Source organism: Candidatus Magnetobacterium casense (genome assembly GCF_000714715.1).
In the GTDB taxonomy this organism is placed as follows: Bacteria; Nitrospirota; Thermodesulfovibrionia; order Thermodesulfovibrionales; family Magnetobacteriaceae; genus Magnetobacterium; species Magnetobacterium casense.
Genome location: NZ_JMFO01000027.1, coordinates 21,963 through 44,418, shown reverse-complemented (window position 1 = coordinate 44,418; position 22,456 = coordinate 21,963). Strand labels below are relative to the sequence as shown.

The following is a 22,456-nucleotide window of genomic DNA, read 5'->3' as shown; positions in this document are numbered from 1 at the left end:
TTTAGCCGTATGATAAAACGTAAAGCACATAGAGTGCACCAAACTTTAATCCTGTTTTCACGCTAACCTTATCCGTCTCTATCACTTTCTTATCTATTGGTTTTCCAGTGCCTGTCAACATGTCTCTGATCATCCTGATAATATTTGCAGGAAGATGTGTAAGATTTGATAAAGTCCGTTTTTTTACCTTGCCATCATCCCTATAGGATTCACGTAATAATATCCTCGTGTGACTTTTGCCACTAGATGTCTTTATCGTTGAGTAATCTATATACATAGTGACTACTATTATATATCATAGTTAATTTAATTGTCAAGCGTTATTTTTGTACATTCGACTATTTTAGTGTCTACATTTTGGCTAAAAAATATCCGTACCCTGCCATCTTTATTGATATCTATGCTTACTGTTTACAGAATATCCGCTATATATGGGAGAAAATCTACAGGTTCATTGCCCCAAGGTTGCCCAATCTTGAACATTCCTAATTCCTCCAATAGATTTACCAGCCTTAGTTTCTAAATCATCAAGAGAAAATAAAGAATTACCTTTTAGTGGGGTGCATAAATTTTGGGTGGGCGGTAGTATGTTTTCTTTAAATGCCTGACAATCTTCTTCCATTGTCCTGACAGATATAATACTAAAAGAACCCTCCCCTAACCCCTCCCATAAAGGGAGGGGGTTCTTCTACAAGGACGGGAAAAGTTACCCACTTGAAATGAAAAGGAACTCTTAATTTCGATGCTATAAACAAAGCAACCAGATAGCCCCCACCTGTCCACTCCTCCCCTTGCTGGTGGGTCTGAGGGAGGAGGTTGGCGAGGGTGGTCTGGCTGAAAATAGCTTATTTCTTGTCTGCCGGTTTAACCTGACTATTAACGGATTTGTCTGCCGGTTCTGCCGGTGATATCAGCAGTTTTTCCGCAGGCGGCGTTGAAACGTCTTTGACTTCCGGTTGCTCCGTGACCTCCTTGACCTCTTCTGCGGCGATTGTGACGACTTCCTCGCTGTAGGGCTTCATGAACACGGCACCCAACGGCGGAACTTGCAGGTTCAGAGAGAACGGTTTGCCCTGCCACCAGACATGGTCGGCATGAAAACCTCCCCAGTTGCCAACGTTGCTGCCCCAGTATCTCTCACTGTCGCTGTTAAGAAGTTCCTTATAAAACCCGCCCTTGGGAACGCCTACTCTGTAATTTGTCCGCGGCACCGGGGTGAAGTTAAACACACAGACGATGAAGTCTTCAGGGTCCTTGGCCTTCCTTATGAACGAAACGATACTGTTGGAATAATCGGTAAAGTCAATCCACTCAAAGCCCTGATGATCGAAGTCCACCTCGTAAAAGGCCCTCTCGGTCTTGTATATGTTATTTAGGTCTCTGACAAAGTCCATGAGCTTTCTGTGTGGCTCATGCTCGGTCAGGTGCCAATCCAGACTGATATCCACGTTCCATTCCTTCCACTGCCCGAACTCACCACCCATAAAGACCAACTTCTTGCCAGGCTGGGCGTACATGTAGGCGTAGAGCGTCTTGAGATTGGCAAACTTCTGCCACATATCCCCCGGCATCTTGTCCAGCATGGATCGCTTGAGATGAACCACCTCGTCGTGCGAAAACACGTTGACGAAGTTCTCCGTAAAGGCGTACAGAAGCGCAAAGGTGAGGTTGTTGTGGTGGTACTTCCTGTGTACAGGCTCCTTCTGGAAGTACAGGAGCATGTCGTGCATCCAGCCCATGTTCCACTTGAGACTGAATCCCAATCCGCCCAGATACGTCGGACGAGACACCATCGGCCACGACGTGGATTCTTCGGCTATGGTCAGGATGCCCGGATGATACCCGTGCAACACCTCGTTGAAACGCCTCAGGAGGTCTATAGCCTCGATGTTTTCCTTACCGCCATACTTGTTGGGTACCCACTCGCCATGCTTTTTGGAATAGTCCAGGTACAGCATTGATGCAACGGCATCCACCCTCAGACCATCCAGGTGATACTTGTCGAGCCAGAACAGGGCATTGGCGATGAGGAAGTTTGCGACCTCATTTCTGCCATAGTTGAATATCAGCGTACCCCACTCCTTGTGCTCACCCTTGCGCCAGTCGGCATGTTCGTAGAGTGCCGTGCCATCAAAGTAGGACAGCCCATGAGAGTCCCGCGGGAAGTGCGCCGGCACCCAATCCATTATAACGCCGATGTTGTTTTCGTGACATTTATCGACGAAGTACATAAAGTCATCCGGTGTGCCATGGCGCGACGTACATGCGAAGTACCCTACCGGCTGGTATCCCCAGGAGGCATCCAGGGGGTGTTCCGTGACAGGCAGCAGCTCTATGTGCGTGTAGCCGAGGTCCTTGACGTAGGGAATGAGCGTTTCGGCCAGCTCCCTGTATGTCAGCCAGCGATTGCCATCCTCGGGCACCCGGCGCCAGGAACCCAGATGTACCTCGTATGTGCTGAGGGGCGCCTCAAGCCAGTTGCGTTGACGGCGATTGTTCATCCATGCATCGTCTTTCCACTTGTACTTGTTGATGTCGTAGACGACCGATGCGCTCTTGGGTCTGACCTCTGCGAAGAACCCATACGGGTCTGACTTGATACCCAGGTAGTTGCCGTAGCGTCCTTTGAGTTCAAACTTGTATATGTCGCCCTCCTTCAGGCTCGGCACAAATATCTCCCAGACGCCAAAGGAGCCACGCAGACGCATCTGATGCCTTCTGCCGTCCCAGTTGTTGAAGTCGCCTATGACGCTGACCCGCAGCGCATTGGGTGCCCAAACGGCAAAGAATACTCCCGTGATGCCATTGATTGTAGTGACGTGGGCGCCTAACTTTTCGTACTTCTTGTAGTGGGTGCCTTCGCTCATAAGGTGCAGGTCAAAGTCCGACAACACCGGTTCAAATGAGTATGGGTCATACATCTCCGCAGTGCCGGCATCGGATACGAGCCTTACCTTGTAGGGGAAGAAGACGTTTGTCTGCTCAACTATGGTTTCAAAAAAACCCTCCTGTCTGAGTCTGGTTGCCTGATAGACCTTTTTGGTGGCATCCGTGCGGACAACGTACAACTCCTTTGCATCGGGGTTGAATACCCTTACGGCAATGGCGTCCTTGTCGTTGAACTTGATGTGATGCATGCCAAGGACAGAAAATGGGTCTGAGCTGGTTGCATTGATCACCTGCTCGATATGTTCGTTTAGATTCATAGATTGTCTCCTTTTACTGTCATTCCGGCAGAGGCCGGAATACACAGATTAAATTTTTCTAGCTTATCCACGCCTACTTACTCACCAGTATAACTACAGAGCGTGGCCAGACCTTGTAGTGAGACTGTTCATTCATAAAGACCTCGTTGCCTATCTCTGTGATATCAAAGGGGTGTTCCTGTGCGGTGTCAACAAACCTGAACCATCGTTTACCGGTGAAGGGTTTTGGTAGTGCGAAGTCCAGGGGTTCCCAGTATGCGTTTGCCACCATGTAGATATCGTTCTGTTGTCCTTCGCCGCAGAGCAGCATTGCAATTGACCTGGAATCGTTGGACAGGTCCGGTTTGCCGACCTTGATGCCGTGCCATGACACTGAGGAGGTGTCTTCGTCCAGAAAACTGTCCGGTCTCAGGAGCTGGTGTTGCTTTCTGAACTGGATCATCAGCTTAAAGAATCGGAATATGTCGGAATTGGTTTTTGTCAGGTCCCAGTTAAACCATCCCAGTTCGTTGTCCTGGCAGTAGGCGTTGTTGTTGCCGTTTTGTGTGCGGGCTATCTCATCGCCGGCCAGGATCATTGGCACCCCGTGGGAGATAAACATCAACGTGGCAAAGTTTTTTATCTGTTGTCTGCGCAGTTGGTTGACATCGGCGTTTTTGGTTGACCCTTCCCAGCCGCAGTCCCAACTGAAGTTGTCATCAGCGCCGTCTCTGTTTTGTTCGCCGTTGTTGTCATTGCGCTTGCCGTTGTAAGAGACAAGGTCATTGAGCGTAAAGCCGTCGTGACTGGTGACGAAGTTTATGCTGTGCCAGGGTTCACGATTGCTCTCTTTATACATCTCCGGGGAGCCCATCAGTCTGGATATCAGGTGGTTGACCATACCGCTCTCTCCCCTTACGAAGCGTCTTATGTCGTCACGGAACTTGCCATTCCACTCGGCCCATCGTCCCCAGTTGGGAAACGTCCCGACCTGATACAGCCCGGCAGCATCCCAGGCCTCTGCGATCAGTTTGGTGTTGGCCAGGATCGGGTCAGCCGCTATGCGTTCCAGCAACGGCGGGTCTCTTAACACCTCTCCCTTGCGACCACGCCCAAGGATCGATGCCAGGTCAAACCTGAAGCCATCAACATGCATCTCCATCACCCAGAACCTCAGACAGTCAAGGATCACGTTACGCACCACCGGGTGGTTGCAGTTGAGCGTGTTGCCGCACCCTGAGTAGTTGTGGTAGTGGCCGTCTATGGGGTCTATTATGTAGTACGTGGAGTTGTCTATGCCCTTGAACGAAAACGACGGTCCCTTCTCATTGCCTTCGGCTGTGTGGTTAAAGACGACGTCCAGGATCACTTCGATGTTGGCCTCGTGCAGCTTGCGAACCATGTTTTTGAATTCCCTCAATTGGCCGCCGTTTTTGCTGTCTGCGGCATACGATGCCTTTGGGGCAAAGAAGGATATGGGCTGATATCCCCAGAAGTTCTTGAGTCTCTGGCCCGTGGAGGGGTCTATGCGGTCCGAGTCCATCTCCTCAAACTCGGCAATGGGCAACAGCTCTATAGCGGTTACGCCAAGCTCCTTCAGGTATGGTATCTTTTCGACAATCCCTGCATAGGTACCAGGGGCGCTTACCGCTGATGACTGATGGGCAGTGAAGCCTCGCACGTGCATCTCGTATATTATCGAGTCACGCAGGGGTATCTCCAGGGGTTTATCGTATTCCCAGTCGTAGTCGTCTTCGATGACCAGACAGCGGCGGGTGTTTGCAAATACCTCTCCGGGGTCGTCTCCCCTGCGTTTGTATATCTTGCCCCAGGTGGAGGCACCCGTTAGTGCCGTTGCATAGGGGTCGAGCAAGACGTTATCGGGGTTACAGCGGTGAATGGGGTACATGTCATCGACATCACGGGCCATGCGATAGCCGTAACGTGTCTGCACACCCACGCCCCTGACAAATACATGCCAGACGTCACCGGTCTTGTTAAAACACTGGTGCAGAGGGATTTCGGCAACAGGCTCTCTGACTCCGGAGGCAAAGATCACCAGCGTTACGGACGTGGCATGCTTGGAGAATATGGCAAAATTGACCCCGTCTCCCTTCACCGTAGCGCCCATGGGCAGTGGACTACCACGAAATATTTCCAGATTTCCTATTCGTTTCAAATACAGCATTAATATATCTCTCCTTTCCTGTAAATCCCCCCTCCCTGTATGGGAGGGGTTAGGGGAGGGTGCGCACAACTGTGCCTGAATTTAGCCTCCTCTGCTATCAATCCACCAGGGGGCGATTGCGGCGCTCATCGACAAGCCCCTTGATGTACATGCTGTACTCGTTGTACTCTGCGAGGTAGCTTACGGTGTCTTTCATTCGGTACGTCCAGTTTTTGTCGTTATAGGTGCCGGGTACGTTTATCCTTTCTTCATCGGGGTTGGATGTTCTGAGGTTGTAGTACAACGACAGCAGGTCCGGTAACAGGATGATGGTTATGAGGGAGTTTGCCCCCAGGTTTCTGCGCATAATGCTTGCGGCAACTTCGGTCGTAAGATAGTTCGGGGCAGTGCCACCCAGGCCGAGCAGGGAGAAATATTGGTTTTTATCCCAGCCAGGTTCTTCCCACAGTCCCCTGAGGGTGGAGGTGTCATGCACCGACGGGGAGGCCACGGACAAACGCGGATAGTATGCGGGGTGTATATAGGGGGCATCATGCTTCTTGTACTCCCTGGCCCATCGCTCAATCCTCAGACCCAGTATCTTCATATCTGCAAGTACTCCCGGTACGCAATCGGGAATAGCACCGAGGTCTTCGGCACAGACGAGCATGTCCGTTGTCTCTGCCATCATCTTGAGGAGTCTCTTGCCGTTGACCTTCCAGACCTCTTCGTGTCTGACCTTGTTTCTTTCGATGAGGTCAGTGAGCTGTCTGCGCTGCCCTTCGTGGAGGTTATTGAACGTCCTGGTCCTGTAGTAGAACCAGGTGGGCTGATACTGGTTCGTCCCCTTGGGGGCCTTGGGGTTTGTGAGCATGACCCTGTCCCAGTACAGCTCAAGGAGCTTGTCCTTGATGTATGATTCATCGGCGAGGGCCATGATGATATTTTCACTGGATATGGTGGCGGCAAATACGTAGTTGTCGTTACCGGTATGGGCGAAGTAGCTGTTGATAATGCGCTCGGAGTCGTTGCCAAAGAAGCTCCTGAGATACGACTTCGTAAAAGTTGGCACTACCAGGCGTTGTATGCCGTCTTCGTCAAAGCCGATATTGCTGAGTTCCGTTTTGGATAACCATGAGGCAGGCTCATAGCTGCCCAGCACGCCGGTGTGTTCGGGGTCCGGTATCTGCCATATGCGGAAGAACCCCAGGACGTGGTCAATGCGATAGGTGTGGTAGAAGTTTGCGGCCTGCTTGAGTCTCTGCCGCCACCACTTGTAGTCGTCCTTTTCCAGAGCCGACCAGTTGTAGCATGGGAAGCGCCAGTTCTGGCCCCTGTCGGAGAACATATCCGGCGGTGCTCCTGCCCTCATGCTCAGGTCAAAGTACTGGCGTTGTGCCCAGACATCGGCGCTGTCCTCGTTGATGAGTATGGGGATGTCGCCCTTGAGCTTCAACCCCATCTCTTCAAGGGCATTTGAGGTCTTTGTCAACTGTGCCTCCAGCTCGTACTGTATCCAGGCATAGAACGTCACTTCGTCTGTGTGTTTGTCCCAGAAGGCATCGATGTCGCTGGTGGAGGGGTTGTTGAGGGTGCTCCAGTTTTTCCAGTGTTTTTGTTCGTTGAGGTCCTTTAATACGCGGTAGACGGCGTACTGTTTCAGCCAGGACTTGGAGGCCATCCATGCGAGGATGTCCTTGTTGGACTGTATGAGCGTTTTATTGAGCGTGTATATCTTGTTTAGCATTGCCAGCTTGAACTGACTGACTTCGTTGTAGTTGACGCTTTTGAGGGCGTTTAATTTTGCGGCAGTTTCCTTTATCTCTGCTGCAAAGCCATCCTTCAGTTGCAGGTTGCCGGTTGTCAGCGCCTGCAGGCGGATATAGATTGGGTGCAGGGCAAATGCCGTCAGGGCATTATAGGGGGAGGTGTCCCTGCCCGTGTCGTTGACAGGCAGTATCTGTATAACATCAAGCCCCATCTTCCTGCACCATGTCCCAAAGGGTATCAGATCAAGGAATTCACCAATCCCGCAGCCCTCCTCCGTCCTGATACCAGAGACAGGCACAGCCACTCCGGTAAGATAGTGTGTGATTGTTCCAAATTTCATTTAATTTGTCCCTCTCTTTATAGATTTTTATTTTACTTGCGAACAAGACCTGTCAAATATTATAATCAAAGCAGGCCAAAAATTGATAGGCAGCGAGTTGCCTCATCTAAAATCTATACGAAACAGCATCTGTTGCCTCACAGTATTTTTTTATAGCAAGAAAAATTTTCAACATCTATTGCCCTGTTGCCATATCAATGGCAGTAGATGTAAAATAGAGCGTTGTTTATGAAGACCACAGTTGAAGGAACGCGCATGAGGCTTGAGCAGACGCAATTTGTTGTGACAAGATCGTGTTTGAGGTTGTTTTGGTTTTTTTCGTGTGTTGTGTGCATTTGCCTGTTGCCTGGATGCAAGAAGGATGAGCTGCCCCAGACGCCTGCGGAGAAGACCATCAATGTCATCACAATCCCTGCGTTGAAGACCACGCTCAGGGCATTTGTTGAGGCAACGGGGTCGATTGAGCCATTTGAGCGGGTAACGGTCAGCAGCGAGGTCGATGGCATTCTGTCGCAACTGACCGTGACCGAAGGAGCACGTATATCAAAGGGTGCGGTGATTGCCAGGGTCAACGACAGCGAGTTAGTCCTGTCCCTTAATAGTGCCGAACTTGCCGTGACTCAGGCCGAGGCATCGCTGACCAACATTAGGGGTGAGTTCCAGCGCAAGAGCGACCTGTACAAAGACCAGCTCGTAACAAAGCAACAGTTTGACGACATCTCCACACGTCTGGCTATCGCCCAAGCCGAGGTGGAGAGGGCAAAGGCCGCAATGGCGCTCTCACGACAGAGACTGGACAAGACGACCATTCACAGTCCGCTCAGTGGTGCGGTTGAGGTCAAGAAGGCATCCGCAGGTGATTACGTCCGAAACGGCACCCCGCTGGTGACGATCATCCAGACCGACCCCGTCAAGCTGAACTTCACGGTACCCGAAAAGGCTGTCCGGATGCTGCACAAGGGACAAGAGGTGACCTTTAGTGTTGATGCGTTGCCCCGGGGGCAGTTCACCGGAAGGGTCAGCGCCATCTACCCCGCAGTTGACAAGAAGACCCGCACGCTTGAGGTTGAGGCGCTCGTTGACAACGCCGATGGCGCACTGAGGCCGGGGTATTTTGCCCACGTGATGCTCTATACGCAACAGCCACGCGAGGTCATCGCAGTCCCTGCTACGGCGTTGCTCTATGAGGGCGACAGTGTTAAGCTCTACGTTGTTGACGGTGACAAGGCCGGCCAGGTGTTGGTGAAGGTCGGACAGTCCTTTGCAGATGAGAACTCCGGAGAATTGACCGAAATAACACAGGGCATTACTGCCGGGCAGTCCGTGGTAGTGGTCGGACAGCAGGGCCTCTTTGACGGGGCCAGGGTGAAGGTACAAACGGCAACTAAAGAAGATAAGTGACATGTCTGGGGGTATTGACAATAATGTACACAGTGTAATATCGTTTGACAGTCCTATCAACATAAAACATTTGCAGGAGATCATGGATAATGCGGTAAATGAGTTACCTCAGCTTTTTTAGAAGTTACAAATTTTTTCACGAATTACCAGCAATTCTCACTGAAGGTGTGAGGGAATTTTTTTTGTATAAGATTGTCAACGGTATGACGGCTTGACAGAAACAAATATCTCGTGTATATTAAAAGTAGGGATTATTATAATGATACGGATTAAAGTACTGACATTGTTGCTTATGTTTATACCTGTGAGCCTGTATGCTGCCGATACAATAGGCAGTATCAAGACTGTCGGAGGTAAGGTGTCCATCATACGTGCAGAGGGCGTCATACCTGCAACTGTTGGGAGCAAGGTGTTTAAAAATGATACCCTGGAAACCGGAGATGATGGCGCCGTGGGAGTAATCCTCCGGGATGACACGCGGGTATCGCTTGGCCCCAAAAGCAAAATAGTCTTTGACGATTTCGTGTTTTCTCCAAGGGAGCAAAAGTATGCCCTCGTTACACGAATGAGCAAGGGGACGGCCACGTGTGTGACAGGGATGATCGGTAAGTTATCGCCAAAGTCCGTGAGGTTTGAAACCCCCCTCGCAACGCTCGGCATCAGGGGCACGAAGTTTGCCGTTCAGATAGAGGAATGAAATTGCAAAAAGTAATGGTGTCTAAGATGATTGGCAGACTGGCGATTTTGTTATCCGTATTGGCCGTGCTTGTATCATGTGCAAAGGAGGTAAAGAAGGAGGAAGTCAAACCGGTAAAAAACGCCGCCATCTTTACCCTTTTGTCTGACGATGGCAAGGTCGGCAGCATTGAGGTGTCAAACAGCGGTGGTGTACAGGTAATAGACAGCGCTGATCACTTCACGGGGGTGAGGGATGCCAATACCGCTCCAAGTCAGTCCCAGGAGATGCAACCACAACAGATACAGGAGATATTTGGCAGCGCCTTAAACGCACTGCCTAAGGCCCCTGAAAGGTTTATGATACACTTTAAACACGATTCCGTGGAGTTAACGAAGGAGTCGGCAGCATTATTACCAAAGGTGCTTGAGTCAGTACGCAGGCTGCAATCAACGGATATCAGCGTAATTGGACACACGGATACATCCGGTTCCAAGGAATACAACTACAAGCTATCCCTAAAGCGAGCACAGAGTATAAGCAAGTATTTAACAGAACACGACGTGGACCCGGCAAACCTTGAAATCGAGTCACACGGAAAAGACAATCCCCTGGTACCAACAGCAGACAACGTAGATGAACCACGCAATCGCCGTGTAGAGGTCACAGTCAGATAACCACATCACGTTGTTGAATATGGAAGCTAAAAGAGTATGTTTTATGTAACATTGGCTTTGCTTTAAAGCTAAAAAATTAGGAGGACACGAAATGAGTTACGAAAAACACCATGATAAATTGAAACGCCGTCTCTGGTTGTTAGGCGCGGCTATTTTCTTTTCACTGCTTAACACCTTATTGTGGGTTGCACCAACAATGGCTGGTACACCGCCAACACCAGTACCTGCAATGGGTGATGTAGGACAAGGGTTGTATGCTGTGGCTGCCGGGGTCGGCGGGGTTTATATGTTGCTCAGGGCAAGAAGCGGTAAATAGTACTCATGGCAGGGATAGTGCATAAACTACTTTAATGACCTATAGCCGAAGGAAATTTCTCAGAAGTCTTACGGGGATTTGTTTACTTGGATATTCAGGGTACGCGTTAAAAAGAGATTATTTACCATCCACGTTGACAGAGGACAAGAGACATACGCTGAAGGCCTTTCTCGATGTTATTATCCCTGCCGATGAGAGTCCTTCGGCATCTGCTCTCCGTGTTGATATTGCAATTGTAGCTAAGTCAGCAAGAGATAGAAGGTTCCTTGCACTGTTGTGGAGGGGCTGTGATTGGCTTGACAAGCAAGCTAAGAGCTTATTCGGCATCAGACTGTTTCATCTTTTGGATGAAAGTATGCGCCAGAAAATAGTCTCCTTTGCTGCAGAGAGTTCAGAGGGATCGTTACCGGCTATTTTTTTTGAACGGTTGCGCAGAGAAACATTTTTTTACTATTACGGCAATCCCCTGAGTTGGAAATCCATTGACTATGACGGCCCGCCACAGCCTTCAGGATTTCCCGATCATTCAAAACCGCCTGGCTTCAGTCCATGAATGAACCAGCCTTTGACGCTATTGTTGTGGGGACAGGGGCCGGTGGTGCCGCTGCTGCATGGGCACTTTCAAGGCTCAAGCTCAAGGTGCTGATGCTCGAATCCGGCCCGGCGTATAATCCAAGTACAGACTATGTTACAGATAAACCTCAATGGGAACAAGATGGTTTCCCGGAAAAAGAGGGGCACAAGGGTAAATATACGTTTGGTTTAATGCAAAGGTTGGATGAGAGATTCAGGAATCTCTCAAGTGTTAATAATGTTTTTGGCAAGGTAAACAATACCGGTTATAGAATGGCAGGTAAGTATCACCATATAAGAGGAGTAGGGGGTAGCACACTGGCATTCAGTGGCGAAGCCCATAGATTAAACCCCAGGGCAATGAAGCTAAAGAGCCATTTTGGAGTTGCCTCTGACTGGCCGTTTGATTACGACGAACTGGAACGCTATTATTGCATTGCCGAAGACGTTACAGGGGTATCGGGTGCTTCGGATGGAGACTCGGTACGGTATCGCAGTAAACCTTATCCGCTTGCAGCACACAAGATAAGTTATGGGGGATCAAAAATAAGGGACGGCGCACTTAAACTTGGTCTGAGCTTTATCCCGAATTCACTTGCCATCCTGTCAGAGTCTTACGATGGGCGACCTTTGTGTAATTACTGTGGATGCTGTCAACTTGGATGCCAGCGGATGGACAAGGGTAGTGCCGACGTTACCTTTGTACGCAAGGCATTAGATTCCGGTTACTGCATGCTTAGAACTTTATGCAACGTTGTATACATTGAAGCCGCATCTGATGATAGGATAAAGAGAGTGCATTACATAGATGCTAATGGGGACTTCCAAAGGGAGAGAGGTCATGTTTTTGTTGTTTCATGTGGGGCAGTGGAAACACCCCGACTCTTGTTACTGTCAAGGAATCGCTATGCCCCCGATGGCTTGTGTAATGAATCCGGCATGGTTGGCAGAAATTTCATGGAAACCCTTTATTGCAGTGTATCTGGCTTGCATCCGGAGCAGTTGAAGAGCTATCGCGGCACACCGGCTGATGCAATTTGTTGGGACTACAGCAATCCTGACGCTATACAAGGCGTATTAGGTGGATGTCGGTTCACTCACTCTACCCTTGAGCTGGGGTTTTATGGACCCATCAGTTATGCTCAAAAGGTTGCAAAGGGGTGGGGCAAGCAACATAAGCAACAGATGCGGAGGAGTTTTGGCAATTTATTAAGCGTTGGTGCCATTGGTGAATTTATACCCAATGAATACTCTTACGTAGACCTCGCCCCAATTAAAACGGATGAGTTTGGTTTACCATTGCCACGAATTAATTCATACCTCAATGAAATGGATTTGATGAGACTCAAGTTTATGCTTGATATGTCTCGTGAAATACTCATTGCCTCTGGGGTAAGCAATATTGCGGAAGTCTACAGCACCTACGATAACTTCAACTCTACCCACGTCTTTGGCACTTGCAAAATGGGTAACAGGCCCCAAGACTCGGTTGTAAATCAGTTTTGTCAAAGCCATCGCTGGCGCAATCTTTTCGTGGTCGATAGCAGCGTATTTCCAAGCTCTGGGGGCGGAGCATCTCCGAGTCTGACAATTGAGGCATTAGCCATCAGAACGGCTGAATATATAGATGAACTTAAGAGTAAATATTGAATACCGGAGGCTTTTGACTTGAGTTTGAACTCGGACAATGCTTTTGCTATAAAGCGTTTTGTGCTTGTGTATGCGACACTGATGTTTTTATTTTTTCTGTTAATGAGCGTAAATGCTGTAAAAAACGTCTTTGATGTAAACAAAGTATACAATGAGAGCATAGTTATTATGACGTCAAAGGTTCTAAATATATTAAGCATCCCACATTCGTGCAATGGCAGCATATTGAGGTTGTCCACATTTGCCATGGAAGTGAAATTTGGCTGTAGTGGCCTTGAGTCTGTAATGATTTACTCCATTGCGATAGTAGCCTATCCTGCTACCTGGAGGCAGAGGTTAGTGGCAATAGTGACAGGGTTTGTCATTATACAGTTACTCAATGTCATAAGAATAGTTGCTCTGGGACTTACGGGGATATACTTTAAAGATATATTCGATATCGTTCATCTCTATGTTGCTCAAGGGGTTATGATTGCCATATCCCTTGCCCTATTCTTCATTTTTTCGAGCTATGTCAGAAAAAACGGGCAGCTTTCAAAATAAGGGATTTTACCTGAGGACCGTATTAATGTTCCTGGTATCCTTTTTGTTTCTGTTGTCTGTCTGGATTTGGTTAAAGGATTACTATGCAATAGGGCTTACGCACATATCATTCAATCTTGTGTCATTAACTGTTGGAGGAGTCAACTTTATTAAAACCGACACAGAAAATGGTGTAGTAAAGTCAACCTTTGAACCGGTGAGACATGTCTACAATAAGAGATTTAATCTACATGTTAATACTTCTACTTATACGTATAACATGCCTTTGACAATGGCAATTGTTGTAACCCTGTTGCCGCATATAAGAAAAAGAGGCAGAGTGGTAATGGAATCGTTATGTTTGGTTGTTTGTACTCATTTATGCTATCTATATTTCGGTGGTGTGTTTCATCTTGCTGATGATCTCATCAAGGCAGGTATTTATACTACATACGCATTAGGAATGTTTTTATTAAACGTAGACAAGTTATTGTTCGAATTCCTTGAAGCAATGATCATAAGATTTGAACCATTCCTTATGGCTATATATATTTATAGCAGATTTCGCTCTACGGAGACTCCCTACATTGCGGAAACCTGAAACAGCCAAGGGAAAGAACCTGCATCTGCTTATTCTGGGTATCGGGCTTTCAATATTATGCACGCTGCTTGTAATATATCCGCCTGTCTTTATAAGATTCATCAGCGGTAAGCTCTATGATACCATACTGATGTCTGTGCATTCCAGTAAGACAAGCGGTGTGCCGGTTATCATTGACATAGACGACAAGAGTATGCTGCAATACGGGCAGTGGCCATGGCCGCGTTACAGGGTTGCCCTCTTGCTTGAGCGGTTAAAGTCGCTGGGAGTATCGGCAGTTGGTATCGACATAGTGTTTTCAGAGCGAGACCGCACATCTCCAGTAATCCTGAAACACACCCTTAAGACCGACCTCGACCTCGATGTTGGTTTCATCAACATGCCCGATGCCCTGATGGATTACGACAAGGTGTTGGCAAACACACTGAAAAATGGGCATTTTATACTCGGATACAAGTTCATCTTTGATGGTCAACCCGGCAAACATAAACAGGAATGCCTCTTGCATCCCTTAAAGGCAGCCACCATTGATACTATCGACAGTATGCAGCAGACCAACAACGAACCAAATGACGTGCTCTGTAACCTGCCGGAATTATCGGAGGCGGCAAAGGCTTCCGGATTTTTTAACGCGGCAAACGATCGGGACGGCATATTTCGCAGGGTGCCCCTGGTGACACAGCGGCAGGGAAGGTACTACCCAAACCTGGCCCTTGCCACGTTTCTCCACAGTGCGGACAACGCTCAGGTGAGCATAAAACGCGACAAAAACGGTATCGAATCCATCCGTGCAGGCGGGATAACCATCCCCGTTGACGCCACGGGCAACATGCTCATCCACTACAGGGGTGGGCGCAAGACCATTCCTTTCTATTCAGCCGCAGACGTTATGCTCGGCAACCTGCCACCGGATGCCCTTGAGGGTAAGATTGCCTTTGTGGGTTCATCCGCGTTGGGATTAATGGATATTCGTTCAACGCCCTTTGATCAGTTTTACCCCGGTGTTGAGGTCCATGCCACGGTTGTAGACACCATACTCAGGGGTGACTTCATCGTTAAACCTGGTTGGGCCATTGGTGCCGAGGTCTTGATAACATTGCTTGTTGGGTTTGTGTCAACGGCGCTCTTTGCATACCTGAGAATTTATAAGAGCGTCCCTGTATTGATACTGATAATGCTGGCGTTATGGTTTGGTGCCAAAGGCATTATGCGTGCCAATGGGGTTTATCTTTCACCACTTGTGCCGCTTTTGACTTTGAACAATAATTTTATGGTACTGACTATCCTGAAATTCAGGAAGGAGGAGTCCGACAGGCGTTTTCTCCACCATGCGTTTTCCAAGTACGTCTCAGGCGCCGTGGTTGACGAACTGGTCAGAAACCCGCAACAACTCGCACTTCAGGGCGAAGAGAGAACCGTCTCCATACTGTTTAGCGATATACGGGGCTTCACCGCCATCAGTGAACGGATGTCCCCTACCGATATCAGTGCACTCTTAAGAGGCTATTTTACACCCATGACGGGCATTGTCAAGGGCAACAAGGGCACCCTGGACAAGTTTATAGGGGATGCCATCATGGCCTTTTGGAACGCCCCCGTAAGCATTGACAACCACCAGAGCTGTGCGGTGACGGCTGCATTGGAGATGTTGAGCGAACTTGAGAGGTTAAACGTTGACTTCAAGGGACGTTTTGGCCTTGAGCTGCAAATTGGCATCGGTCTGCACAGCGGCGTGGCCATGGTGGGCAACATGGGGTCGCAAGACCTATTCAACTACACAATAATCGGAGACAACGTCAATCTCGCCTCACGCATCGAGGGCCTTACCAAGACCTACGGTTTGAGCCTCCTGGTCAGTGACGCAATACAGGGCAGTGTTGACGCACAATCGGGCATCAAGTTCAGGTTCGTTGAGATCGACAGGGTCAGGGTCAAGGGCAAACAACAACCGGTGACATTGTATACGGCTTACTCGGCAAAGCAGGCTGAGGAGCTTGAGGAGGAACTTGCCCTGTTTACAGGGGCGCTGAATATGTACTATGCCCTGGACTTCGTCAGAGCGGGGCAATTGTTCTCTAAACTGCTGACCGGGTATCGTCAGGTGGTCTTGTATGACCTGTACAGGAGACGTTGCAACTATTTCCAGATGAACGTGCCCGGTGACACCTGGGACAAGGTCTTTACACACACGATCAAGTAGCTGCCCCACCCTCAACCTTCCCTTTGATCCCCATGATGGCCACATGTAGCCCCAGCAGAAACCACACGTATCTTGATGACGGCGAATTGATGTCAAACCACACCAGCCCCTCAATCCCAAATACGGTTAGCAGCATTACGCAAGAAGCCACAAAGAGTCCGCTCAATGGCCCGGTATCAAGCTTGTGAAGCTTGCCGTACATGTCCCCTGACAAAACGTAGCAGATATAGATCAGCAGGAGTATCCCCACCATGCCCATGTCAAAGAAAAACGCAAGGAGCAGACTGTGTATCTCACGCGGGGTGTTGGGGGAGACGTGGACAAGGCCACCAATGCCCATACCCGTTACAAACGTCAGGGGGTGCTCCTGCATGTAACGCAGGCCATCAAGCCACATCTGTTTTCTTATCTTCATCCCGGTGACCCCCTCCTTCTGTGAGGACAGCTTTGCAGTGCTGGCATCGTGTTGAGAGCTTTTCTTTGTAAATATAGGTTCCCCCCTGTAACCAAACCCTACCAACATACGGTCTATAAATCCGGGTGTAGCCGTTATTACTATAAGCAGCATGGTTGCAACACACAAGACGGCATATCGGAGAAACCTCTCCCTCGATGCCGGATGCAGGTGGAAGAACAAGACAAAGGCAGGTATCAGTGCAATAAAAGCCGCTCTGACACCCATCAGTACAATAGAATAGGACAGCAGGATGGTAACAACGGCAATGCCGATACGCTTTTTCCCTGTGGAATTAACGATAAAGGCCAGCATGAAGATGATGACCGCTACTACGAACCCCGACATCGTAGGCCCTCCCCCAAGCCCCCAGGGTCGGGAGTCCATCTGCCACAGGGCAAAGTAAGACAGAACAATGTTCTTGTCAATCCTAAGCTCTGCATGTGGGGTATACCACTGAGAGATAAACACCGATACGGTATGGATCAGCGCCGATACGGCCATAAAGATTATAAGAAGCTCTAACTGCCTGGTGGTCTTTATTATTGCCGTCAGCAGGTAAAACATGAGCATATTGAAACACAGCAGCAGGAAAAAGTGTAGTCCCAGCACAAACGATGGCGTCCAGAGCAGAGAGACCCCCAGATAGAGAAACAGTGCCAGCAGAGGCAGGTCAAGTGGGGTTGGTGGTCTCTTAAGACGGTAATTGAAGGCCTTGTGGACTGCCCACCCTGCCAGGGTCACAAGCAGAAAGACGATATAGACTGGGTAGTCAACATGGTCATTGCCGTCGGCGATATGGATATGCAGTGCGGTATTTTCGATGTTGTAGACAAAGGTTGTCAAGAGCAACCCCCACATTGGCCCCTTGAGCACAACGAAGGCAAGGGCCAGTACGCAAACTATCACCGCAAGGTAGAGGGGCGACAGCATATAGGCTATCCCCGCCAGTAACGCCATCAATGCCGCAATGATCGTTGTCAGAGCCATATCTCCCCCTCCCTTCCTGCGTAGGTTCAAACTTGAGTTATCGCTATATGATAAAGCTACCTGCCTGTCCATGTCAATATTATAGCGCGTTTTTGATTTTTGCACTTGAATTTTTTATACCAAGTATTGTACAATAGATGATATGTATAGAAAGATAGAACTGTATAACCTGCTCAAGGACAAAATTGGGGAAGATGGGACTATTGCCATCATTGATGCAATTGACGATGTGGCCGAACATGCAAAAACCGAGATGGCAACAAAGGCCGACCTGATGGCGCTGGAAGGCTCATTAAAGGCCGATCTGATTATCCTCGAAGGCAAGATTAAAACCGACACAACGGCGTTAAGAACCGAGATGAAAAACGACTCAACGGCGCTAAGGACTGAGATGAAAAACGACTCAACGGCGTTGAAGGCCGACATCGTGGCGCTGGAAAACTCGTTAAAGTCTGAATTAGTGGCGTTGGAAGGTAGGATGAAAGCCGAGTCAGCGGCATTGAGGACTGAAATGGTGGCGCTGGAAGGTAGGATGAAGGCCGAGTCAACCTCGTTGAGGGCCGAACTGGTGGCGCTGGAAGGAAGACTCAATGAGCGTATCACCACTGAAGTAGCCAAATTAGAGCAAAAACTCTCAGAGACTAAAGCAGATATCACCAAGTGGATGTTTCTGTTCTGGATAGGGCAGATAGCGGTTATGATTGTCATACTCAGGGCATTTGCAAAGTAACGACAGCTTTGCCTGATGATTTGAGCGCTGATCGTATAACCTGGATGCTTGTGCAGTGGCTTCACGCCTTGTCAGGTATTTGTTGGGGGTTGAGGGAGGGGCAGCACCCCGTGGTGTAATGGGGTAAACCCCTCCCTTTGCAGTTTCTTCTTTATTTACTTAGTCACTTACTTAGCCTGCCACTATTTAGCCTGCCATTCCGGGGGCATACCCATCACAACGTAACCCTTGTCGGATATAGCCACGCCGTCCATGAACCACGCATACACGTCGCCATTGCCGGTGTTCTTCCAGAAGATGTCGGCCTTGCCGTTGCCGTCGTAATCAGCCACGGAGATGATCTGCCAGACGTTGGGCATCCCGTGACTCACAAGACCGCCGCCAGCTATCTTGAACCCGTCCATCAGCCACATGGCAACGTCGCCCGAGGTGATGTCCTGCCAGAGCAGGTCGGCCTTGCCATCGCCATCAAAGTCAACGACCGCCTTTATCTGCCAACTGCCTGGGATACCACGTGATGAGTAATCCATCTTTGAGATCGTCGTGCCGTCCATCAGCCAGACAACTATGTCGCCGTCGGTGTTTTGCCAGATGATGTCGGCCTTCTTGTTGCCATCGAGATCGGCCACGGCCCTGATCGTCCACTCCGGCCTCATCCCCTTGACGATAAATCCACCGCTCTTGATGTCCTTGCCGTTCATCAACCACACGGCCACGTCGCCAGATTCGGTGCTCTGCCACAGGATGTCCGCCTTGCCGTCGCCATCGAAGTCGCCGGCCTTCTTGAACTCCCACTCCTTGGGCAGACCCTTCAGTGCATAATCGTGGGCCGATATCTGCGTGCCGTTCATGATGTACATGTAGACATCGCCCTTGTCCTTGTGCTGCCAGACTATGTCGTTCTTGCCGTCGCCGTTGAAGTCAGCGATTCCCTTGATGTCCCAATCCGCCGTGATACCCTTGACGACGTAATCGCCGCCAGTCAGGCTGAACTTGTTCATCAGCCATATGAAGACATCGCCGGATTGACTGCTACGCCAGATGACATCGCTCTTGCCGTCGCCGTCAAAGTCGTATATCGGCGTTACGGGGACTGAAAACTCGACGCTGACGTCCATGTCTTTAGACATCGTGAGCGTACATTGGCTGCCGCCTGTGACTATTGGATTGCAACCCGTCCAACCCTTTACCGTTGAGCCTTGTGCGGGGGTGGCTGTTAGAACCACCTCGTCGTTTATGACATACGACGTCAGACATGTCTTGCCGTCGCTGCTACAGTTGGGGGTGCCTTTGGATGGTGTTACTGTACCGCTGCCGTTGCCAGTTATCTTGAGGGTGAGCGTCACAAAACCTCCAGGGTCCTGCGTAACGGTAAACGTCTGTCCGGCTATGGTCATAGTGCCCGTGCGCGTATTTGCAGTCGGGTTGGCGTCTACGGAATAGTACACTGAGCCGTTGCCGCTGCCGGAGTTGTTAGAGCTGATCTTTATCCAACTGTCGTTGCTTATCGCACTCCACGAACAAGCGCTCTCTGCTGTGACGTTCACGCTGTCGGTTCCGCCGGAGCCGTCGATCTGTTTAGTCGTTGGGGTGAGTGTATATTTACAGACACCGGCCTGATTCACCGTAAATGTCTGACCGCCTATTGTTATTGTGCCTGTGCGAAGTGGCCCTGTGTTTGCCGCAACGCTGTACGATACCACGCCGGAGCCGGTTACTGCGCTACCAGACGTTACGGTGATCCAGTCAACGCCGCTCGTTGCCGTCCATTGGCAGGTGTTTGTTGAGGTCTTTACCGTTACATCGCCGGTGCCACCTGTTGCAAGGAAATCCTTGCTTGTTGGAGTAAGGGTATAGGTGCAGGAATTTCCTTGTTCCGACTGTGTTACTGTAAAGGTCAGGGAGGTCTGTCCTGCAACTGTTATCGTACCGGTACGAGGGGTTGTAGCCGTGTTTGCCGCAACGGTATAACTGACCGTACCGGCACCGGAGGCTGAACTGCCTGATGCTATGGTTATCCACGATGCGTTGCTTGTTGCCGTCCATGCGCAACCGCTGTTTGTGGTCACGCCGATGGTGTTGCTGCCGTCTGTTGCAGTGAATGACTTACTCGTTGGGGTGATTGTCATGCTGTTGCAATCTATACCTAACTGCGTCACCGTTAAGGTCTGTCCTGCAATCGTTATCGTACCGGTGCGGGAGGCTGTAGCGGTGTTTGCCGCAACTGTGTAACTGACCGTGCCATTGCCGGAGCCGGAAGGGGTGTTGACCGTCAGCCATGAGGTGGCGTTGCTTGTTGCCGTCCATGCACAACTGCTACCTGCGATTACGCTAATGGTATCGCTGCCGCCTGCTGCGGGGAATGACTTGATTGTCGGGGTGATTGAGTAGCTGCACGGGGTTGGCGAAAACGTAGCCGTAACCGTACAGTTAGCGGTGATAGCGCCTGTTGTATACGTGTTGCCGGATAGAGAGCCGCCGCATCCGGTTACTGAGCCGATGGTGTATCCCGTGTTTGGCGTTACCGTGAATTGCGTTGTCCCGCCTGATGTAACGGTCTGAGGTGTTGACGGGGTTATCGTCCCGCCTGTGCCTGCTGATGGCGTTACGGTGTAGGTGGTGGGTGGGATGACCGAAAACGTAGCCGTTACGGTGCAGTTAGCGGTGATAGCGCCTGTTGTATACGTGTTGCCGGATAGAGAGCCGCCGCATCCGGTTACTGAGCCGATGGAGTATCCCGTGTTTGGCGTTACCGTGAATGTCGTTGTTGCGCCGGAGGTAACGGTTTGAGGCGTTGACGGGGTTATCGTTCCGCCCGTGCCCGCTGATGGCGTTACCGTGTAGGTTGGTGTTGGGGTAGGCGTAGGGGTTGGTGTGGGTGTTGGGGAATCGTTATACAACTGCTGAATCTGCGTATCAGAAAGAGCACGGTTGTAGATACGGATGTCATCGATAGAGCCACCGAAGTACTCACCCAGAAAACTGGAAGCTCCGATAAACATCTTTGTGGCATTCAATGTGAAACTGTCATAGATAGTATCCAATTGATTATCCAGGACACCATTAGTATACATGCTATACTTGCCGGCATTTTTAACAACGGTTAGCTGATACCAAGTATCTTTCAGATAATCTGCTTTCGTCCCTTTCAATGGGTGTGCTGTGTCCCAGCTTACGCCATGACTTAAAAATAACGAAAGAGCTCCGGGGTTGTAATCATGGTTGTAGCTCAACGCCCAAATGTCATGTGGATAGGTATTCATAAGGGAATGGTTTCTTTTCACACTAGTCATCGACTGTTCTGCAAACTTTGCCCATATGTTTATGGTATAAGTTTGACTACCCCAGTTAATAATACCACTGTCAATCTGGATATAATTGCTCACACCATCAAAGCTATACGCCTTGTTGGCGTTCCCGAACCGATCCGTCGTTAGGGTTGCCCCGTTTACAACCCCATTGTTGCCGTTGCCGCTTTCGTCGTTGGCATTACCGTTAAATGGATAATACGCAACAATGCCGGTGGACTCAATATTGTACAACTGCTGAATCTGCGTATCAGAAAGAGCGCGGTTGTAAATACGGATGTCATCAAGCTCACCGTGATAATAATTCTGTCTACCCCCTGAAGTTTCTTCAGCGCCTATATAAAGATTGCGTGAAGTGTTCTGAATATTAGTTTCTATCGTTCCTGTTCTATCCAAAGCGCCATTGATAAAGATTTTCCAAACCTGAGTTGATTTGTTATATGTAAAAACAACCTGACTCCATGTGTCTAATGGCAAAGTAGCATTGCTAGTAGGAGATGTGTCATCCCAACGAGGGGTAGCTTGAAACACTACTTTACCAAGAGCTAAAGATAACCAATAGCTTCCATCATAGTTAACATCGGCCATATGCTTAGATACTATATGCATATAACCAGCTATTGGCTTTGTTCTGTATTTAGCCCAACATGTAATAGAAAAGTCTGTGGTAAGTTCTAGTGTGGCATTGTCGGGAATATTTATATAATTACTACTCCCATCAAAGCTATATGCCTTGTTGGCATTCCCGAACCGATCCGTCGTCAGGGTTGCCCCGTTTACAACCCCATTGTTGCCGTTGCCGCTTTCGTCGTTGGCATTACCGTTAAATGGGTAATACGCAACAAGACCGTCATTTAAAGCCGCTCTTGCTACCCCCCCCCGTTGGCAAAAACCAT

At 49.5% G+C, this 22,456-nt stretch carries 17 protein-coding genes and 1 pseudogene; 10 read left to right on the top strand and 8 right to left on the bottom strand.

Features of this window, described 5'->3' with window-relative positions:
* Window position 1: 1 nt before the first annotated feature.
* From Mcas_RS18295 to Mcas_RS12595, 5 genes are all read right to left on the bottom strand, one after another.
* On the bottom strand, window positions 2-277 hold the full coding sequence (locus Mcas_RS18295) for an IS1634 family transposase N-terminal domain-related protein (protein ID WP_156033357.1): 276 nt from the start codon (window positions 275-277) through the stop codon (window positions 2-4).
* A 174-nt stretch (window positions 278-451) separates the two neighbouring features.
* On the bottom strand, window positions 452-622 hold the full coding sequence (locus Mcas_RS18290) for a hypothetical protein (RefSeq protein ID WP_156033356.1): 171 nt from the start codon (window positions 620-622) through the stop codon (window positions 452-454).
* Between the two features lie 223 nt (window positions 623-845).
* Window positions 846-3,206 (bottom strand): 1,4-alpha-glucan branching protein GlgB, encoded by a 2,361-nt coding sequence (gene glgB / locus Mcas_RS12605; RefSeq protein ID WP_081853848.1) that lies wholly within the window; start codon window positions 3,204-3,206, stop codon window positions 846-848.
* A gap of 73 nt (window positions 3,207-3,279) precedes the next feature.
* Window positions 3,280-5,373 carry a glycogen debranching protein GlgX gene (gene glgX, locus Mcas_RS12600; protein ID WP_040335903.1) on the bottom strand — a complete coding sequence of 698 codons (2,094 nt, stop codon included), beginning with the start codon at window positions 5,371-5,373 and terminating at the stop codon, window positions 3,280-3,282.
* 97 nt (window positions 5,374-5,470) lie between these two features.
* The gene (locus tag Mcas_RS12595) at window positions 5,471-7,462 is read right to left on the bottom strand and encodes a 4-alpha-glucanotransferase (RefSeq protein WP_040335902.1); all 1,992 of its coding nucleotides are present in this window, start codon (window positions 7,460-7,462) and stop codon (window positions 5,471-5,473) included.
* 228 nt (window positions 7,463-7,690) lie between these two features.
* Between Mcas_RS12595 and Mcas_RS12590 the strand changes: the two genes are divergently transcribed.
* From Mcas_RS12590 to Mcas_RS12550, 9 genes are all read left to right on the top strand, one after another.
* Window positions 7,691-8,863 carry an efflux RND transporter periplasmic adaptor subunit gene (locus Mcas_RS12590; RefSeq protein ID WP_081853847.1) on the top strand — a complete coding sequence of 391 codons (1,173 nt, stop codon included), beginning with the start codon at window positions 7,691-7,693 and terminating at the stop codon, window positions 8,861-8,863.
* A 259-nt stretch (window positions 8,864-9,122) separates the two neighbouring features.
* On the top strand, window positions 9,123-9,560 hold the full coding sequence (locus tag Mcas_RS12585) for a FecR family protein (protein WP_052567395.1): 438 nt from the start codon (window positions 9,123-9,125) through the stop codon (window positions 9,558-9,560).
* A gap of 26 nt (window positions 9,561-9,586) precedes the next feature.
* Complete coding sequence (locus Mcas_RS12580; RefSeq protein ID WP_162176324.1) at window positions 9,587-10,216, top strand: OmpA family protein; 630 nt, start codon at window positions 9,587-9,589, stop codon at window positions 10,214-10,216.
* A gap of 91 nt (window positions 10,217-10,307) precedes the next feature.
* A complete protein-coding gene (locus Mcas_RS12575; protein ID WP_040335900.1) occupies window positions 10,308-10,532 on the top strand; it encodes a hypothetical protein in 225 nt (74 codons plus the stop codon).
* A 133-nt stretch (window positions 10,533-10,665) separates the two neighbouring features.
* A complete protein-coding gene (locus tag Mcas_RS12570; protein ID WP_040335899.1) occupies window positions 10,666-11,085 on the top strand; it encodes a gluconate 2-dehydrogenase subunit 3 family protein in 420 nt (139 codons plus the stop codon).
* Entirely contained in the window at window positions 11,082-12,755 is a 1,674-nt protein-coding gene (locus Mcas_RS12565; protein ID WP_040335898.1) for a GMC oxidoreductase, read from the top strand. Before Mcas_RS12570 ends, Mcas_RS12565 begins: the two co-directional genes overlap by 4 nt.
* Before the next feature lie 24 nt (window positions 12,756-12,779).
* A complete protein-coding gene (locus Mcas_RS12560; RefSeq protein WP_156033355.1) occupies window positions 12,780-13,298 on the top strand; it encodes an archaeosortase/exosortase family protein in 519 nt (172 codons plus the stop codon).
* A complete protein-coding gene (locus Mcas_RS19310) occupies window positions 13,267-13,878 on the top strand; it encodes an exosortase H-associated membrane protein (protein WP_353740393.1) in 612 nt (203 codons plus the stop codon). Before Mcas_RS12560 ends, Mcas_RS19310 begins: the two co-directional genes overlap by 32 nt.
* Window positions 13,865-16,078 (top strand): CHASE2 domain-containing protein, encoded by a 2,214-nt coding sequence (locus Mcas_RS12550; protein ID WP_040335895.1) that lies wholly within the window; start codon window positions 13,865-13,867, stop codon window positions 16,076-16,078. Before Mcas_RS19310 ends, Mcas_RS12550 begins: the two co-directional genes overlap by 14 nt.
* On the opposite strand, the gene Mcas_RS12545 is transcribed toward Mcas_RS12550, so the two are convergent.
* Window positions 16,071-17,522 carry an O-antigen ligase family protein gene (locus tag Mcas_RS12545; protein ID WP_040335894.1) on the bottom strand — a complete coding sequence of 484 codons (1,452 nt, stop codon included), beginning with the start codon at window positions 17,520-17,522 and terminating at the stop codon, window positions 16,071-16,073. The genes Mcas_RS12550 and Mcas_RS12545 overlap by 8 nt on opposite strands.
* Before the next feature lie 142 nt (window positions 17,523-17,664).
* On the opposite strand from Mcas_RS12545, the gene Mcas_RS12540 reads away from it, so the two are divergent.
* Window positions 17,665-18,252: a coiled-coil domain-containing protein gene (locus tag Mcas_RS12540; protein ID WP_040335893.1), complete on the top strand. Its 588-nt coding sequence runs from the start codon at window positions 17,665-17,667 to the stop codon at window positions 18,250-18,252.
* A gap of 182 nt (window positions 18,253-18,434) precedes the next feature.
* Here the strand turns inward: Mcas_RS12540 and Mcas_RS19445 are convergent, their stop codons facing one another.
* Window positions 18,435-19,370: an FG-GAP repeat domain-containing protein gene (locus Mcas_RS19445; protein ID WP_492208017.1), complete on the bottom strand. Its 936-nt coding sequence runs from the start codon at window positions 19,368-19,370 to the stop codon at window positions 18,435-18,437.
* Window positions 19,359-22,370, bottom strand: a pseudogene (locus tag Mcas_RS12535) (LamG-like jellyroll fold domain-containing protein); the annotation flags it as partial. The pseudogene Mcas_RS12535 and the gene Mcas_RS19445, both read right to left, overlap by 12 nt.
* Window positions 22,371-22,456 lie beyond the last annotated feature (86 nt).

Coding starts and splice junctions, on each gene's coding strand:
- Mcas_RS12575 (WP_040335900.1), top strand. CDS start 10,308: ATGAGTTACGAAAAACACCATGATAAATTGAAACGCCGTCTCTGGTTG.
- Mcas_RS12565 (WP_040335898.1), top strand. CDS start 11,082: ATGAATGAACCAGCCTTTGACGCTATTGTTGTGGGGACAGGGGCCGGT.
- Mcas_RS12580 (WP_162176324.1), top strand. CDS start 9,587: ATGATTGGCAGACTGGCGATTTTGTTATCCGTATTGGCCGTGCTTGTA.
- Mcas_RS19310 (WP_353740393.1), top strand. CDS start 13,267: ATGTCAGAAAAAACGGGCAGCTTTCAAAATAAGGGATTTTACCTGAGG.
- Mcas_RS12595 (WP_040335902.1), bottom strand. CDS start 7,462: ATGAAATTTGGAACAATCACACACTATCTTACCGGAGTGGCTGTGCCT.
- Mcas_RS19445 (WP_492208017.1), bottom strand. CDS start 19,370: ATGGACGTCAGCGTCGAGTTTTCAGTCCCCGTAACGCCGATATACGAC.
- glgB (WP_081853848.1), bottom strand. CDS start 3,206: ATGAATCTAAACGAACATATCGAGCAGGTGATCAATGCAACCAGCTCA.
- Mcas_RS12585 (WP_052567395.1), top strand. CDS start 9,123: ATGATACGGATTAAAGTACTGACATTGTTGCTTATGTTTATACCTGTG.
- Mcas_RS12545 (WP_040335894.1), bottom strand. CDS start 17,522: ATGGCTCTGACAACGATCATTGCGGCATTGATGGCGTTACTGGCGGGG.
- Mcas_RS12540 (WP_040335893.1), top strand. CDS start 17,665: ATGTATAGAAAGATAGAACTGTATAACCTGCTCAAGGACAAAATTGGG.
- Mcas_RS18295 (WP_156033357.1), bottom strand. CDS start 277: ATGTATATAGATTACTCAACGATAAAGACATCTAGTGGCAAAAGTCAC.
- glgX (WP_040335903.1), bottom strand. CDS start 5,373: ATGCTGTATTTGAAACGAATAGGAAATCTGGAAATATTTCGTGGTAGT.
- Mcas_RS12590 (WP_081853847.1), top strand. CDS start 7,691: ATGAAGACCACAGTTGAAGGAACGCGCATGAGGCTTGAGCAGACGCAA.
- Mcas_RS18290 (WP_156033356.1), bottom strand. CDS start 622: ATGGAAGAAGATTGTCAGGCATTTAAAGAAAACATACTACCGCCCACC.